This is a genomic window from Streptomyces glaucescens, from assembly GCF_002154375.1.
Taxonomy (GTDB): Bacteria; Actinomycetota; Actinomycetes; order Streptomycetales; family Streptomycetaceae; genus Streptomyces; species Streptomyces glaucescens.
The window spans coordinates 1315-14817 of sequence record NZ_MUND01000389.1 but is presented as its reverse complement, the minus strand read 5'-3'; the positions used below and the strand labels follow the sequence as shown (position 1 = coordinate 14817).

At 73.6% G+C, this 13503-nt stretch carries 14 protein-coding genes; 7 read left to right on the top strand and 7 right to left on the bottom strand.

Going from position 1 to position 13503, the window contains the following annotated elements; all coding sequences use genetic code 11:
• Positions 1-626, bottom strand: a 626-nt coding sequence (locus tag CCN42_RS24570) for a TetR/AcrR family transcriptional regulator (protein ID WP_086738882.1), incomplete at its 3' end; no start/stop codon positions are given.
• Between the two features lie 169 nt (positions 627-795).
• Between CCN42_RS24570 and CCN42_RS24565 the strand changes: the two genes are divergently transcribed.
• Complete coding sequence (locus tag CCN42_RS24565; protein WP_086738880.1) at positions 796-2025, top strand: acyl-CoA dehydrogenase family protein; 1230 nt, start codon at positions 796-798, stop codon at positions 2023-2025.
• Between the two features lie 189 nt (positions 2026-2214).
• Here the strand turns inward: CCN42_RS24565 and CCN42_RS24560 are convergent, their stop codons facing one another.
• The 5 genes from CCN42_RS24560 to CCN42_RS24540 form a co-directional block, all read right to left on the bottom strand.
• Positions 2215-2451, bottom strand: coding sequence for a DUF6213 family protein (locus CCN42_RS24560; RefSeq protein WP_086169483.1), 237 nt, complete (start codon positions 2449-2451; stop codon positions 2215-2217).
• Between the two features lie 25 nt (positions 2452-2476).
• On the bottom strand, positions 2477-3862 hold the full coding sequence (locus CCN42_RS24555; RefSeq protein WP_086738878.1) for an NADP-dependent succinic semialdehyde dehydrogenase: 1386 nt from the start codon (positions 3860-3862) through the stop codon (positions 2477-2479).
• A gap of 74 nt (positions 3863-3936) precedes the next feature.
• The gene (locus tag CCN42_RS24550; protein WP_086738877.1) at positions 3937-4401 is read right to left on the bottom strand and encodes an NUDIX hydrolase; all 465 of its coding nucleotides are present in this window, start codon (positions 4399-4401) and stop codon (positions 3937-3939) included.
• A complete protein-coding gene (locus CCN42_RS24545; protein ID WP_086738875.1) occupies positions 4398-5936 on the bottom strand; it encodes an ATP-dependent DNA ligase in 1539 nt (512 codons plus the stop codon). The genes CCN42_RS24550 and CCN42_RS24545 overlap by 4 nt, the downstream gene beginning before the upstream one ends.
• A gap of 29 nt (positions 5937-5965) precedes the next feature.
• Positions 5966-6979, bottom strand: coding sequence for an NAD(P)/FAD-dependent oxidoreductase (locus tag CCN42_RS24540; RefSeq protein WP_086738873.1), 1014 nt, complete (start codon positions 6977-6979; stop codon positions 5966-5968).
• Positions 6980-7058: 79 nt separating this feature from the next.
• On the opposite strand from CCN42_RS24540, the gene CCN42_RS24535 reads away from it, so the two are divergent.
• The 6 genes from CCN42_RS24535 to CCN42_RS24510 all read left to right on the top strand — a co-directional run bounded on the left by CCN42_RS24535 (position 7059) and on the right by CCN42_RS24510 (position 12334).
• Positions 7059-7643: a helix-turn-helix domain-containing protein gene (locus tag CCN42_RS24535; RefSeq protein ID WP_086738871.1), complete on the top strand. Its 585-nt coding sequence runs from the start codon at positions 7059-7061 to the stop codon at positions 7641-7643.
• A 126-nt stretch (positions 7644-7769) separates the two neighbouring features.
• Positions 7770-8735 (top strand): NADPH:quinone oxidoreductase family protein, encoded by a 966-nt coding sequence (locus tag CCN42_RS24530; protein ID WP_086738870.1) that lies wholly within the window; start codon positions 7770-7772, stop codon positions 8733-8735.
• Positions 8732-9913, top strand: coding sequence for an acyl-CoA dehydrogenase family protein (locus CCN42_RS24525; protein ID WP_086738868.1), 1182 nt, complete (start codon positions 8732-8734; stop codon positions 9911-9913). Before CCN42_RS24530 ends, CCN42_RS24525 begins: the two co-directional genes overlap by 4 nt.
• Entirely contained in the window at positions 9910-10992 is a 1083-nt protein-coding gene (locus CCN42_RS24520; RefSeq protein WP_086738866.1) for an acyl-CoA dehydrogenase family protein, read from the top strand. Before CCN42_RS24525 ends, CCN42_RS24520 begins: the two co-directional genes overlap by 4 nt.
• 170 nt (positions 10993-11162) lie before the next feature.
• Positions 11163-12026 (top strand): phosphatidylinositol-specific phospholipase C/glycerophosphodiester phosphodiesterase family protein, encoded by an 864-nt coding sequence (locus CCN42_RS24515; RefSeq protein WP_086738864.1) that lies wholly within the window; start codon positions 11163-11165, stop codon positions 12024-12026.
• A 113-nt stretch (positions 12027-12139) separates the two neighbouring features.
• The gene (locus CCN42_RS24510; RefSeq protein WP_043498599.1) at positions 12140-12334 is read left to right on the top strand and encodes a hypothetical protein; all 195 of its coding nucleotides are present in this window, start codon (positions 12140-12142) and stop codon (positions 12332-12334) included.
• A gap of 49 nt (positions 12335-12383) precedes the next feature.
• Here CCN42_RS24510 and CCN42_RS24505 read toward each other — a convergent pair.
• Positions 12384-13503: phosphodiester glycosidase family protein (locus CCN42_RS24505; protein ID WP_086738862.1), on the bottom strand; the 1120-nt coding region annotated here is incomplete at its 5' end.

The following is a 13503-nucleotide window of genomic DNA, read 5'->3' as shown; positions in this document are numbered from 1 at the left end:
GCCCTGTCCCCCGCGGCGGCCAGCCGTCCCCACAGCAGGTCCGCCAGACCGTGTACCAACTCCTGTCGTGAGCACGGCCGTTCGCCCAGCCACCAGTCCCCGGCGGCATGCATCATCCCGACGATCCCGTGCCCCCACACCCGTGCCAGCCGCTCGCTGTCCGGCCCGAGGTCCACCCGCTCCTCGATGACCTTCCCCAGCTCCTCGCCCATCCTGCGGAGCACGGGCGCCGAGTGCTTGCCCACGTCGAAGCCCTGCTCGCCGGCCTGGCCGCCCTCCGCGGGATGCATCAGGAACCGGTACACCTGGGGCCGCGCCTCGATGGCGGCGAGATACGTGTCCAGCGTGGACTCCACCCGCTCCCGCCGTTCCGCGGGCGCGTCGAGCGCCGCCCGCAGCGAGTCCAGGAGCGCGTCGGTGTGCCGTGTGGCGAGCGCGGCGTAGAGCCCGCCCTTGTCGCCGAAGTGGCGGTAGAGGATCGGCTTGGTGATGCCCGCCTCCGCCGCGATGGCGTTCATGGACGCCTGCGGTCCGTCGCGCAGCACCACCCGGTCCGCGGCTTCCAGCAGCTCGCGTCGTCGGCGGTCGGCGGACCGCTGCTGCTCGGTCCGCTGCGTGGTGTCCATGTGCTCTCCCCACCCGTGCTGTATCGGTGACGCCTGCGCAAAGTAACACTCGACGCGGCACACTCATCGAACGGGCTGCCGGGGGTGCCGGGTGAGTTGACTTTCCCTACCCACCGGTAACAGACTGCGGTTACCGCAAGTAACACACATGGGTGCCGCTGGAGGGGACATGGCCGAGTTCACCATGGAGCTGAACGACGAGCAGAGGGAGGTCCGGGACTGGCTCCATGGCTTCGCAGCCGACGTGATCCGCCCCGCCGCCGCCGAGTGGGACGAGCGCGAGGAGACCCCCTGGCCGGTCATCCAGGAGGCCGCGAAGGTCGGCATCTACTCCCTCGACTTCTACGCCCAGCAGTACTTCGACCCCACCGGCCTCGGCATCCCCATGGCCATGGAGGAGCTGTTCTGGGGTGACGCGGGCATCGCCCTGTCCATCGTCGGCACCGGCCTCGCCGCCGTCGGCGTCCTCGCCAACGGCACCGAGGAGCAGATCGGCACCTGGATCCCCCAGATGTACGGCGACCCGAACGACGTCAAGGTCGCCGCGTTCTGCTCCTCCGAGCCCGACGCGGGCTCCGACGTCGCCTCGATGCGCACCCGCGCCGTCTACGACGAGGCCAAGGACGAGTGGGTGATCAACGGCACGAAGACCTGGGCCACCAACGGCGGCATCGCCAACGTGCACGTGGTCGTCGCGGTCGTCGACCCGGAGCTGGGCTCCAAGGGGCACGCGTCCTTCATCGTCCCGCCGAACACCCCCGGCCTGTCCCAGGGCCAGAAGTTCAAGAAGCACGGCATCCGCGCCTCGCACACCGCCGAGGTCATCCTCGACCAGGTGCGCGTGCCCGGCTCCTGCCTGCTCGGCGGCAAGGAGAAGCTGGACGAGCGGCTGGCCCGGGCCCGGGAGAAGGCGAAGGCGTCCGGCGGGGAGCGGGTGAAGAACGCGGCGATGGCGACCTTCGAGGCGTCCCGTCCGGCGGTCGGCGCCATGGCCGTGGGCACCGCCCGGGCCGCGTACGAGGTCGCCCTCGACTACGCGAAGACCCGTGAGCAGTTCGGCCGCCCGATCATCGACAACCAGGGCGTCGCCTTCCAGCTCGCCGACATGCGCACCCAGATCGACGCGGCCCGGCTGCTGGTCTGGCGGGCCTCCTGGATGGCGATCAACGGCAAGCCGTTCACCGCCGCCGAGGGCTCGATGTCGAAGCTGTTCGCCAGCGAGACGGCGAAGAAGGTCACCGCCCAGGCCGTCCAGATCCTCGGCGGCAACGGTTACACCCGGGAATACCCGGTCGAGCGCATGCACCGGGACAGCGCCATCTACACGATCTTCGAGGGCACCAGCGAGATCCAGCGCCTGGTGATCGCCCGCACCCTGTCGGGGATGCCGATCCGCTAGCGAACGGCACACCGGGCGGCCGGCCGGGAAGGGTGTCTGTCATGCTGACCGCATGATCGTCCTTCCCGGCCTGCTCGGCCTCCTGGTCCTGCTCACCGTCGCCGCCACGGGCTGCTGGATCGTCCGCGAGTTCCACAGGGAGTGCCGGGCCGGGCGCCGCGCCTGAGCACCCGGGTCACGGCGGGCCCGCTACGGCGCGCCCCCGCTGCTGTGCGCGATGCACGCCACGTCGATACGATCCGCCAGCTTCGCCAGCTCGATGGTCAGCGTGGCCACCGTGTCCTCGTCGAGCCCTTCCTCACCGGCCTCGACGAGATGCAGCCACCGTCCGCCCACCATGCGGAGCAGCTTGCTCACATCGGCCGCGGCCACCTGGAGGTTCCCGCGGTCATCGACGATCAGAGGCAGAGTCACTTCGCGGTTCACAACCGGGATCGTAGCCGCGCGGCGCTCACGCACCGTGCCAAACCGTGGTGATGTTGCAGAACTCGCGGATTCCGTGCCCGGACAGCTCACGCCCGTACCCGGAGCGCTTCACCCCGCCGAACGGGAACGCCGGATGGGACGCGGTCATCCCGTTGACGTACACCCCGCCGGCCTCCAGATCCCGGACGAACCGGTCGACCTCGTTCTCGTCCCGCGTCCACACGTTGGAACTGAGCCCGAACTCCGAGTCGTTGGCGATCAGCACGGCCTCGTCCAGGTCGCCCGCCCGGTACAGCGTGGCGACCGGCCCGAAGGCCTCCTCGCGGTGGATGCGCATCTCCCGGGTGATCCCGGCGAGGACGGTCGGCGGGTAGTACCAGCCGGGCCCGTCGGGCCGTTCGCCGCCGCACAGCACGGTCGCGCCGCCGCGCACCGCGTCGTCCACCAGCTCCTCCAGGTCGGCCCGCCCGCGCTCGCTGGACAGCGGCCCGACGTCGGTCTCCTCGTCCGTCGGGTCGCCGAGCTTCAGCGCCCTCATCCCGGCGACGAACCGCTCGGCGAAGGCGTCGTAGACGTCCGTGTGCACGATGAACCGCTTGGCGGCGATACAGGACTGCCCGGCGTTCTGGCAGCGGGCGTTGACCGCGACCTCGGCGGCGCGGTCCAGGTCGGCCGAGGGCATGACGACGAACGGGTCGCTGCCGCCCAGCTCCAGCACCGTCTTCTTGATCATCTCTCCGGCGGTGGAGGCGACCGCGCGGCCCGCGGGCTCGCTGCCGGTGAGGGTGGCCGCCTTGATCCGCTCGTCGCGCAGCAGGTCGTCGACCGCCGCGGAGCCGATCAGCAGGGTCTGGAAGGCGCCCTCGGTGAAGCCCGCGCGGTGGAACAGGTCCTCCAGGTACAGGGCGGTCTGCGGCACGTTCGAGGCGTGCTTGAGCAGCCCGACGTTGCCCGCCATCAGCGCGGGCGCGGCGAACCGGACGACCTGCCAGAGCGGGAAGTTCCACGGCATCACCGCGAGGACCGGGCCGAGGGGCCGGTAGCGGACGAGGACGCGGGAGGCGCCGGAGTCCTTCGCATCGGCCACGGCGGGCTCCTCGTCGGCGAGCAGCTCCTCGGCGTGGTCGGCGTACCAGCGCATGGCCTTGGCGCACTTGGCGGCCTCCGCCCGCGCCTGCTTCAGCGGCTTGCCCATCTCCGTGGTGATCACCCGGGCGATGTCCTGCCGGTCCTCGTCGAGGAGGTCGGCGGCCCGGTGCATCAGCCGGGCCCGCTCGGCGAAGGCGGTCGTCCGGTAGGTGCGGAAGGTGGCCTCGGCGAGCTGGAGCCGGCGTTCGATCTCCTCCTCGCCCATGGCCTCGTACGTCTTGACCGTCTCGCCGTTCGCCGGGTTCACCGTCGCGATGGGCATGGCTGACCTCCTGGCAAGGATGCGTGCTTCGACCTTCGCGCGCGGCGGCGGGGGCCGCAACGCGGGGCGTCTCCTCAGGGCGAGTGCTCCGCCAGCCGGTCGAGAAACGCGGTCTGCGCGGTGACGATCACGGCCCTGCCCGCGTCCAGGCCGAACCAGCGGACCCGGTCCAGCTCGGGGAACTCCGCCAGCCGTCCGCTCCTCGGCGGCCACTCCATGGTGAAGGTGCCGGGGCGGACGTCCTGCGGGTCCAGGTCGCCCTCCACCGCCCACACCGTCACGGTCTTCCCGCCGGTCTGGCGGACCTCGCCGAGCGGCACGGCCTCCCCGTCGGGCGGCTCCAGCCCCAGCTCCTCCCGGAACTCGCGGCGGGCGGCCTCCCAGGCGGGTTCGTCCGGTGCGTACTCGCCCTTCGGCACGGTCCACGCCCCGGCGTCCTTCCGGGCGAAGTAGGGCCCGCCCATGTGACCGAGCAGCACCTCCAGGTCCCGGCCGGCGCGCCGGAACAGCAGCAGCCCCGCGCTGCGCCGGGCGGTCACGGCCGTACCTCCGGGTGGGCGGCCAGCAGGGTCTCGACAGTGTCCGCGTCCTGCGGCCGCTTGTCCTCGCGGTAGCGGATCACGCGGGCGAAGCGGAGCGTGACCCCGGCCGGGTAGCGGGTGGAGCGCTGCAGACCGTCGTAGGCGATCTCCACGACCAGTTCCGGCCGGACGGTCACCACATGGCCGTTGTCGGACACCGCCAGCTCCCGCAGGCGTCCGGTCTGCCAGGCCAGCATCGCGTCCGTCATGCCCTTGAAGGTCTTGCCGAGCATGGCGTACGAGCCGTCCTCCCGGCGGGCGCCCAGATGCAGGTTGGAGAGCTTGCCGGTGCGGCGGCCGTGGCCCCACTCGGCGGCCAGCACCACCAGGTCGAGGGTGTGCACGGGCTTGACCTTCAGCCAGGACGCGCCGCGCCGGCCCGCGCTGTAGGGCGCGCCGAGGTCCTTGACCACCACGCCCTCGTGGCCCCGGGCCAGCGTCCCGGCCAGGAACTCCTCCGCCGCGGGGAGGTCGTCGGGGCCGGACACCACCGTGCGCCGCACCCGCATCGGCCCGGGCACCAGCCGGGCCAGCTCCGCGTGCCGCTCGGCGAACGGCAGGTCGAGCAGATCGCGCCCGTCGACCGAGAGGGCGTCGAAGAAGACGGGGGAGACCGGAACCGTACGGGCGGCGGTCGCCACGTCCACCCGGGAGCCGACCCGGCCGGCGGTCTCCTGGAAGGAGCGCGGCCGGCCGTCCGCGTCGAAGGCGATGACCTCGCCGTCCAGGACGAACCGCTCGCCGCGCAGCTCCAGCGCCGCCGCCGTCACCTCGGGCAGCCGGTCGGTGATGTCGTCGAGGGTGCGGGTGTACAGCCGTACGGTGCCGCCGTCCCGGTGGACCTGGACGCGGATGCCGTCCAGCTTCTCCTCGACCGCGCAGACGCCCAGCTTGCCGACCGCCTCCGCCACCGAGGACGCGCTGTGCGCGAGCATCGGCAGCACCGGGCGGCCGACGGTGAGCCGGAAGCGCTCCAGGGCGGGCGGGCCCTCGGTGAGCAGCGCCTCCGCCACGGTCTGGAGCGAGCCCGCCAGCATCACCGCCCGGCGGACGTCGGCGGGCGGCGCGCCGGTCGCCCCCGCCAGGCCCTCCACGGCGACCGCGTCCAGCGCGCCCTGGCGGACCTCGCCGGTGAGCAGGCCCAGCAGGAACCGCTGCTCCTCCTCCGTGGCCGCGCCCATCAGCTCGCCGACCAGCCGCGTCCGCTCGGCCTGCGAGCCGGGTCCGGAGACCTGGCCGAGGGCGGTCAGCCGGGCGTCCACCTCGCGCACGGTGAGGGAGGGTCCGGCGGCCGGGGCGACCGGGCGGCCGAGCACCTTCCAGCCGATCCCGAGCCGCCCCTGCGGCAGCCGCCCCGCCAGATACGGGATGACGACCGGGACGTCCGCCGCCTCCGCCTCGCGGAACAGCTCCGCGAGCAGCGCGGTCTTGCGGGAGCGCGCCGAGGTGGCGGCGACCTCCCGGGACACCTGGGCGAGCCGGGCCAGCAGCATGCAGTCATGGTGCACCGGGAGGGCCTGGTCTACACCCGGACGGCAGCGTCCAGGTCGGTCATCAGCAACTCCCCGTTGAGCGCGGCGGCGGCCCGGTAGCCGCCGCTGGCCGCGTGGACGACCTGCTCGGCGAAGCCGATCGCGTTGCCCGCCGCCCAGACGCCGGGGACGCTGGTCAGTCCGACCGCGTCCACCACCGGGTAGCTGCCGAACGGGGTGTCGTGGAAGGCGGCGCCCAGCCGCTCCAGCAGCCCGGTCTGCGGCACCGGGCGCGGGGAGACGAACAGCACCTCGCGGGCGTGCGCCGAGCCGTCCGCGAGGCGCACCGCGGTGAGCCGGTCGTCCTCGACCGCCAGGCCCGCCACCTCGCCGGGCACGACGGTGACCCCGGCCGCGGCCAGCCTGCGCAGGTCGTCGTCGGGCAGTTCTTCCTCGGCGACCGTGTGCAGGAAGAACGTCACGTCCTTCGACCACTGGGAGACGATCAGCGCCTGGTGCACGCTCAGCGGTGACGCGGCGAGCACGCCGAAGGCCCTGTCCCGCACCTCCCAGCCGTGGCAGTACGGGCAGTGCAGCACATCCCGCCCGAACCGCTCGGCGACCCCGGGCACGGGGGGCAGCTCGTCCCTGAGACCGGTGGTGACGATCAGCCGCCGGGCCCGCACGGTCCGCCCGCTCGCCAGTGCCACGGTGAAATCCCCGTCCCGGGTGACGTCCACCGCACGGTCCCGGACCAGCTCGACGCCGTAGCGGGCGACCTCTTCGCGGCCGAGGGCCAGGAAGTCGGCCGGCGGCATGCCGTCCCGGGACAGATAGCCCTGCATGTGGGCGGCGGGCGCGTTGCGGGGCTCGCCGGCGTCGACGACCAGGGTGCGGCGCCGGGCCCGGCCCAGGACCAGCGCGGCGGACAGGCCGGCGCTGCCGCCGCCGACGACGATCGCCTCGTAGGTCTCGGCGGCCTCGTAGGTCTCGATGGCCTGGTGGCTGACTGCCGCCCCGAGAGTCTCGGTCGCTTCGCGGGTCTCGGTCGGGTTCTCGTTCATGGGTGACCACCTCCGCGTCCGACGGTCGCGCAGCCGTGCGGCATTGACAAACAAGTTTGCCGAAACTGCAATGTGAGCCATGAGTACCGATGAGGTTCTGGCGGGTGTGGGCCCGAGGCTGCGGCGGATCCGGAAGGAGAAGGAGGTGACGCTCGCGGCGCTGTCCGAGGCGACCGGCATCTCGGTGAGCACGCTGTCGCGGCTGGAGTCCGGCCGGCGCAAGCCGTCCCTGGAGCTGCTGCTGCCTATCGCCCAGGCCCACCAGGTCCCGCTGGACGAACTGGTCGGCGCACCACAGGTCGGGGACCCCCGGGTGCGGCCGGCCAAGCCGATCGAGCGGTACGGCCGGACGATGATCCCGCTCACCCGGCAGCCCGGCGGGCTCCAGGCGTACAAGATCATCGAGCCGAAGCGGCGCCTCGACCCGGCCCCGCAGACCCACGAGGGCTACGAGTGGCTGTATGTGCTGGCCGGGAAGCTGCGGCTCGTGCTGGGCGAGCACGACGTGGTGCTCACGTCCGGGGAGGCGGCGGAGTTCGACACCCGGGTGCCGCACTGGTTCGGGTCGACGGGGGAGGGGCCGGTGGAGTTCCTCAGTCTGTTCGGTCCGCAGGGGGAGCGCATGCACGTGAGGGCGCGGCCGAAGAACGCGTCCAACGGGTGACCTTCCGGTCCGAGGGTGCCGTTCGATCCAACGCGTGCCCCTCCGGCTGTTCCCTGAACGGCAAGCGACCGCTTAGTATGCGGTCCGACCCCGGTCAGACGAAGCAGTCCCCCGTGGAGGCACCGCATGCAGGCATGGCACGTGCACGAGAACGGCGAGCCGAGCGAGGTGATGCGCCTGGCGGAGGCCGAGCGCCCCACGCCCGGTGACGGCCAGGTCCTGGTGAGGGTGCGCGCCGCGAACGTCAACTTCCCGGACGCGCTGCTGTGCCGGGGTCAGTACCAGATCCGGCCGCCGCTGCCCTTCACCCCCGGCGTGGAGATCTGCGGCGAGACCGAGGACGGCCGCCGCGTCATCGGCAACCCCGCGCTGCCGTACGGCGGCTTCGCCGAGTACGCCGTCGCGGACGCCGCCGCCCTGCTGCCCGCCCCCGAGTCACTGGACGACGCGGAGGCCGCCGCCCTGCACATCGGCTACCAGACCGGCTGGTTCGGGCTGCACCGGCGGGCCGGCCTCCAGGCCGGCGAGACCCTGCTGGTCCACGCTGCCGCGGGAGGGGTCGGCAGCGCGGCCGTCCAGCTCGGCAAGGCGGCCGGCGCCACCGTCATCGGTGTCGTCGGCGGTGCCGACAAGGCCGCCGTCGCCCGGGAACTGGGCTGCGACGCGGTGATCGACCGGCGGACCGAGGACGTCGTCGCCGCCGTCAAGGAGGCCACCGGCGGCCGGGGCGCCGACGTGATCTACGACCCGGTGGGCGGGGAGGCCTACACCCAGTCCGCCAAGACGGTCGCCTTCGAGGGGCGGATCGTGGTCGTCGGCTTCGCGAGCGGCATCATCCCGAGCCCCGCGCTCAACCACGCCCTGGTGAAGAACTACTCGATCCTCGGCCTGCACTGGGGCCTGTACAACACCAAGAACCCGAAGCTGGTCCAGCACTGCCACGACCAGCTCACCGACCTGGCGGCCCGGGGTGCCATCAAGCCGCTGGTGAGCGAGCGCGTCCCGCTCGCCGAGGCCGCGACCGCCGTGCAGAAGGTCGCCGACGGCCGCAGCACCGGCCGGATCGCCGTCGTGATGGAGGAGGCCCGATGACCGACGCCGCCGAACTGCGCCGCCGCACCCAGGAGTTCCTGGCCGCGCACCCGCCCGCCACGACCGGCCGGCTGGAGTTCCTGCGGGCCCGCTTCGACGCCGGACTCGCCTGGGTGCACTTCCCGGAGGGCCTCGGCGGACTGGGCGCCCCGCGCTCCCTCCAGGCCGTCGTCGACGCCGGACTGGAGGCCGCCGGTGCCCCCGACAACGACCCCCGGCGCATCGGCATCGGCCTCGGCATGGCCGCCCCGACCATCCTCCAGTACGGCACCCAGGAGCAGAAGCGGCGCTTCCTCAAGCCCCTGTGGACCGGCGAGGAGGTGTGGTGCCAGCTGTTCAGCGAGCCCGGCGCCGGATCCGACCTCGCCGCGCTCGGCACCCGGGCCGTCCGCGAGGGCGACGAGTGGGTCGTCAACGGGCAGAAGGTGTGGACCTCCAGCGCCCACGTCGCCCGCTGGGCCATCCTCATCGCCCGCACCGACCCGGACGTGCCCAAGCACCGCGGCATCACCTACTTCCTGTGCGACATGACCGACCCCGGCGTCGAGGTGCGCCCGCTGCGGCAGATCACCGGCGAGGCCGAGTTCAACGAGGTCTTCCTCACCGGCGTCCGCATCCCCGACGCCCACCGGCTCGGCGAGATCGGCGACGGCTGGCGGGTCGCCCAGACCACGCTGAACAACGAACGCGTCGCCATCGGCGGCATGCGCATCCCCCGCGAGGGCGGCATGATCGGCCCGGTCTCCCGGACCTGGCGCGAGCGCCCCGAACTGCGCACCCACGACCTGCACCAGCGGCTGCTCACCCTCTGGGTGGAGGCCGAGGTCGCCCGCCTCACCGGCGAACGCCTGCGCCAGCAGCTCGTCGCCGGGCAGCCCGGCCCGGAGGGCGCCGGCATGAAGCTGGCCTTCGCCCGCCTCAACCAGGCCATCAGCGGCCTGGAGGTCGAACTGCGCGGCGAGGAGGGCCTGCTCTACGACGACTGGACCATGCGCCGCCCGGAGAAGGTGGACTTCACCGGCCGCGACGCCGGATACCGCTACCTGCGCTCCAAGGGCAACAGCATCGAGGGCGGGACCAGCGAGGTCCTGCTGAACATCGTCGCCGAGCGCGTCCTCGGCCTGCCCGCCGAACCGCGCACCGACAAGGACGTCGCCTGGAAGGACCTCGCCCGATGACCGACCCCGACCTGCTGTACTCGGAGGAGGAAGAGGCGCTGCGCGCCGCCGTCCGCGACCTCCTCGCCGACCACTGCGACCCGGCCGCCGTCATCGCGCGCGCCGAGTCGGACACCCCGCACGACCTGCGGCTGTGGAAGGCCCTCACCGACGGCATGGGCCTGGCCGGACTCCTGGTGCCCGAGGAGCGCGGCGGCCAGGGCGCCACCCACCGGGAAGCCGCCGTGGTGCTGGAGGAGCTGGGGCGCGCGGTCGCGCCCGTGCCCTATCTGACGAGCGCGGTCGTCGCCACCGAGGCGCTGCTGGCCTGCGACGACGCCGGCGATCTGGTCGAGGAGCTGGCCTCCGGCCGCCGGATCGGCGCCCTCGCCGTCGCGCTGAACGTGACGGCGGGCGGCGCGGTGCGGACCGTGCGCGTCGAGGACGGCACCCTGCGCGGGGAGCTGACCGGCATCGCGGACGCCGCCGTCGCGGACGTCCTGCTCGTGCCCGGCGACGACGGCGGCCTGCACGCGGTCGCCGCCGCCGCCGCGACCGTCACCCCGCAGCCGTCGCTCGACCTCACCCGGCCGCTCGCGACGGTCGCCCTCGACGGCGCCCCGGCCCGCCGGATCGGCGCCGCCGAACCGGCCGTACGCCGGGCCCTGTGCTCGGCGGCCGGACTGCTGGCCTCCGAACAACTGGGCCTCGCCGACTGGACCTTGACGGAGACCGTCCGCTACCTCAAGGACCGCAAGCAGTTCAACCGGCCGGTCGGCGGCTTCCAGGCGCTCAAGCACCGGCTCGCCCAGCTGTGGCTGGAGGTCGTCAGCCTGCGCGCCGCCGCCCGCGCCGCCGCCGACGCCCTCGCGACCGGCCAGGACACCGAGGTGGCGGTCGCCGTCGCCCAGGCCTACGCCGCGCCGGTCGCCGTCCGCGCCGCCGAGGAGGCGCTGCAACTGCACGGCGGCATCGGCATGACCTGGGAGCACCCCGTCCACCTCTACCTCAAGCGGGCCAAGGCCGACTCGATCGCCTACGGCACCGCGGGCGCCCACCGCGCGGCGCTGGCCGAACTGGTGGACCTGCAAGCCCCCTGACGGGCCGCCGGGAAAGCCCGCCCCACCAGGGGCGGGCTTTTTCGTGCCCGCCGCCCGGTGAAGTGAACAGCTGACGGCACTCCGGCCAACTCCCCGCAGGGACAGGCGCATCGGTCTCCCGCCGATCGCATACTCGCTGCGTCCCGTCCGGTCCCCCAGGGAGGCAGCGCATGGCCCTCACCACCCGCCGCAGAGCCCTCACCACCCTCGGCGCCGCCCTCGCGGGCGCCGTCGCCCTGCCCGCCGGCAGCGCCCTCGCCGGTGAACAGCGCCACGGTGCGCGCCCGTTGTGGCGCGCCCACGCCCACAACGACTACGAGCACCCGCGCCCCCTCCTCGACGCCCTCGACCACCGCTTCGGCAGCGTGGAGGCCGACATCTTCCTCGTCGACGGCCAACTGCTGGTCGCCCACGACCCGGAGGACCTCGACCCCGCCCGCACCCTCGAAGCCCTCTACCTCGACCCGCTCGCCGCCCGCGTCCGCGCCCACCACGGCTCGGTGTACCGGGGCCACCGGGGCTCCCTCCAACTGCTCGTCGACCTCAAGACCGAGGGCTCCTCGACCTACCGGGAGCTGGACCGGCTCCTGCGCCGCCACCGTCACCTGTTCACCACCTACGCCCACGGCCGGGTGTTCCCCGGCCCGGTCACCGCCGTCATCTCCGGCGACCGGGCCGCCCGCGGCCCCATGGAGGCGCAGACCGTCCGCCGCGCCTTCTACGACGGCCGGCTCACCGACCTCGGCGGCCCCGCGCCCGCCTCCTTCGCCCCGCTCGTCAGCGACAACTGGACGCGGCACTTCACCTGGCAGGGCGTCGGCGCGTTCCCCGCGGCCGAGCGGCAGAAGCTGCACGACATCGTGCGGACGGCGCACGCGCGCGGGCAGCGGGTGCGGTTCTGGGCCACCCCCGACCAGCCGGGCCCGCAGCGGGACGCGGTATGGACCGAACTGCTCGCCGCAGGCGTCGACCACCTCAACACCGACGACCTCGCGGGCCTCGAAACCTTCCTGGACACCCACCGCCCGGCGTAGACACCACACGAACGGAGGACAGGGCAGCGGCACGGACGAACCCTCCGCTACGCCACACTTGCGGCCGAACGCCGTGAACCGGACGCGTGACGGCGTGGCGGAGGAGGTTGACGATGGCCGTTTCCATCTCAGTGGTGCTGCTGCTTCTGGTCCTTGCGGTGATCTTTCTGCGCAACGGCGGCCTGAAGATCTCCCACGCGCTGGTCTGCCTGCTGCTCGGCTTCTACCTGGCCAGCACCAGCATCGCCCCCACCATCCAGAGCGGCCTGACGGCCACGGCGGACATCGTGAGCAGCCTGAGGCCGTAGGGACCGCCTCAGGCCGTAGGAGCCGTCTCCCACCGCGGAGACCGGGGGATCACCCCGTCGAGAACACCCCGATTCCGTTCGGCACCAGGCGTTCGGTGCCGCCGGACGGGTGATTGCGGACGGTCACCGTCGACGCGCCGGGATCGCGGGCGACCAGGGTGGAGGAGCCGCCGCCGTCGAGGCTGAAGGCGTCGACCGCCCCCAGCCGCCGCATGACGCCGGCCAGTTCGGCGATGGTCAGGCCGGTGCGGTAGGCGGGGGAGCCGTCCAGCGAGAGCAGCAGTACCCGCCGGCCGCCGTCCGCGAGGCCGGCCGCGGAGCGCACCGCCGTGGTCCGGTGGTCCAGGCCGGGCAGCGGCTGCCCGCCGGAGAGCACCGGGTAGCCGCCGACGACGAAGCGGTACGGCACACCGGACCGGGCCGCCACCAGCCGGTGCCGCACCCGCACGGTGTCGCCCACGGCGAGCTTGCGCAGCCACTGCGCCCCCGCCTCGCGCCCGACCAGCACGGTCGTGCCCGGGGCGATCGGCCCGCCGCCCGGGGTCTGGCCGGCCGCCACCACCCGGCCGTCCCGGACCGTCACCTCATGGGTGTCCGAGCTGCACGGCGCGGCGCGTTCGGTGTCCGTGCCGCAGATGGCGCGCACCCGGGAGGCGTCGCCCCAGTCCGCGGTGAACGCGCCGACCGAACCGACCGGCAGCGCGTACTGGTTGAGCCCGCCGAGCGGCAGCCGCTCCGCGGGCGTGGTGACCGACCCGTCCAGGGCGAGGGAGTCCAGGCGGGCCCGCCGGTCGGTGCCCACGCCGAACACGTCCCGGGTGGACGTGCCGGGCGGCATGGCCGGGCCGAAGCGCTGGCCGTCCGGCACCGCCGCCTTCAGCGTCCGGCCGCCCGCGATGGCCGGTCCGACGCTCGCGCCGGTCGCCTCGACGCCCGGGTGCTGGGTCTCGGTGATGTTGAAGAAGTCGCCGTTGACGCCCGCGACGGCGGCCTGCCGGTCGGCGAGCCGTGACACGGTCGCCCGCTCGGCCACCGCGCCCGGGTACAGCAGATCGAGACGGACCTTCGGATGGCGCAGGTCGACGGCCAGCACATGCGCGCGGGCCGGGCCGGCCGCCGCCTGGAGGTCGAAGCGCTCGTAGACCACGCCCGGCGCGACCCCGACGGCC

Coding starts and splice junctions, on each gene's coding strand:
- CCN42_RS24565 (WP_086738880.1), top strand. CDS start 796: ATGGCCGAGTTCACCATGGAGCTGAACGACGAGCAGAGGGAGGTCCGG.
- CCN42_RS24555 (WP_086738878.1), bottom strand. CDS start 3,862: ATGCCCATCGCGACGGTGAACCCGGCGAACGGCGAGACGGTCAAGACG.
- CCN42_RS24545 (WP_086738875.1), bottom strand. CDS start 5,936: ATGCTGCTGGCCCGGCTCGCCCAGGTGTCCCGGGAGGTCGCCGCCACC.
- CCN42_RS24540 (WP_086738873.1), bottom strand. CDS start 6,979: ATGAACGAGAACCCGACCGAGACCCGCGAAGCGACCGAGACTCTCGGG.
- CCN42_RS24535 (WP_086738871.1), top strand. CDS start 7,059: ATGAGTACCGATGAGGTTCTGGCGGGTGTGGGCCCGAGGCTGCGGCGG.
- CCN42_RS24530 (WP_086738870.1), top strand. CDS start 7,770: ATGCAGGCATGGCACGTGCACGAGAACGGCGAGCCGAGCGAGGTGATG.
- CCN42_RS24525 (WP_086738868.1), top strand. CDS start 8,732: ATGACCGACGCCGCCGAACTGCGCCGCCGCACCCAGGAGTTCCTGGCC.
- CCN42_RS24520 (WP_086738866.1), top strand. CDS start 9,910: ATGACCGACCCCGACCTGCTGTACTCGGAGGAGGAAGAGGCGCTGCGC.
- CCN42_RS24515 (WP_086738864.1), top strand. CDS start 11,163: ATGGCCCTCACCACCCGCCGCAGAGCCCTCACCACCCTCGGCGCCGCC.
- CCN42_RS24510 (WP_043498599.1), top strand. CDS start 12,140: ATGGCCGTTTCCATCTCAGTGGTGCTGCTGCTTCTGGTCCTTGCGGTG.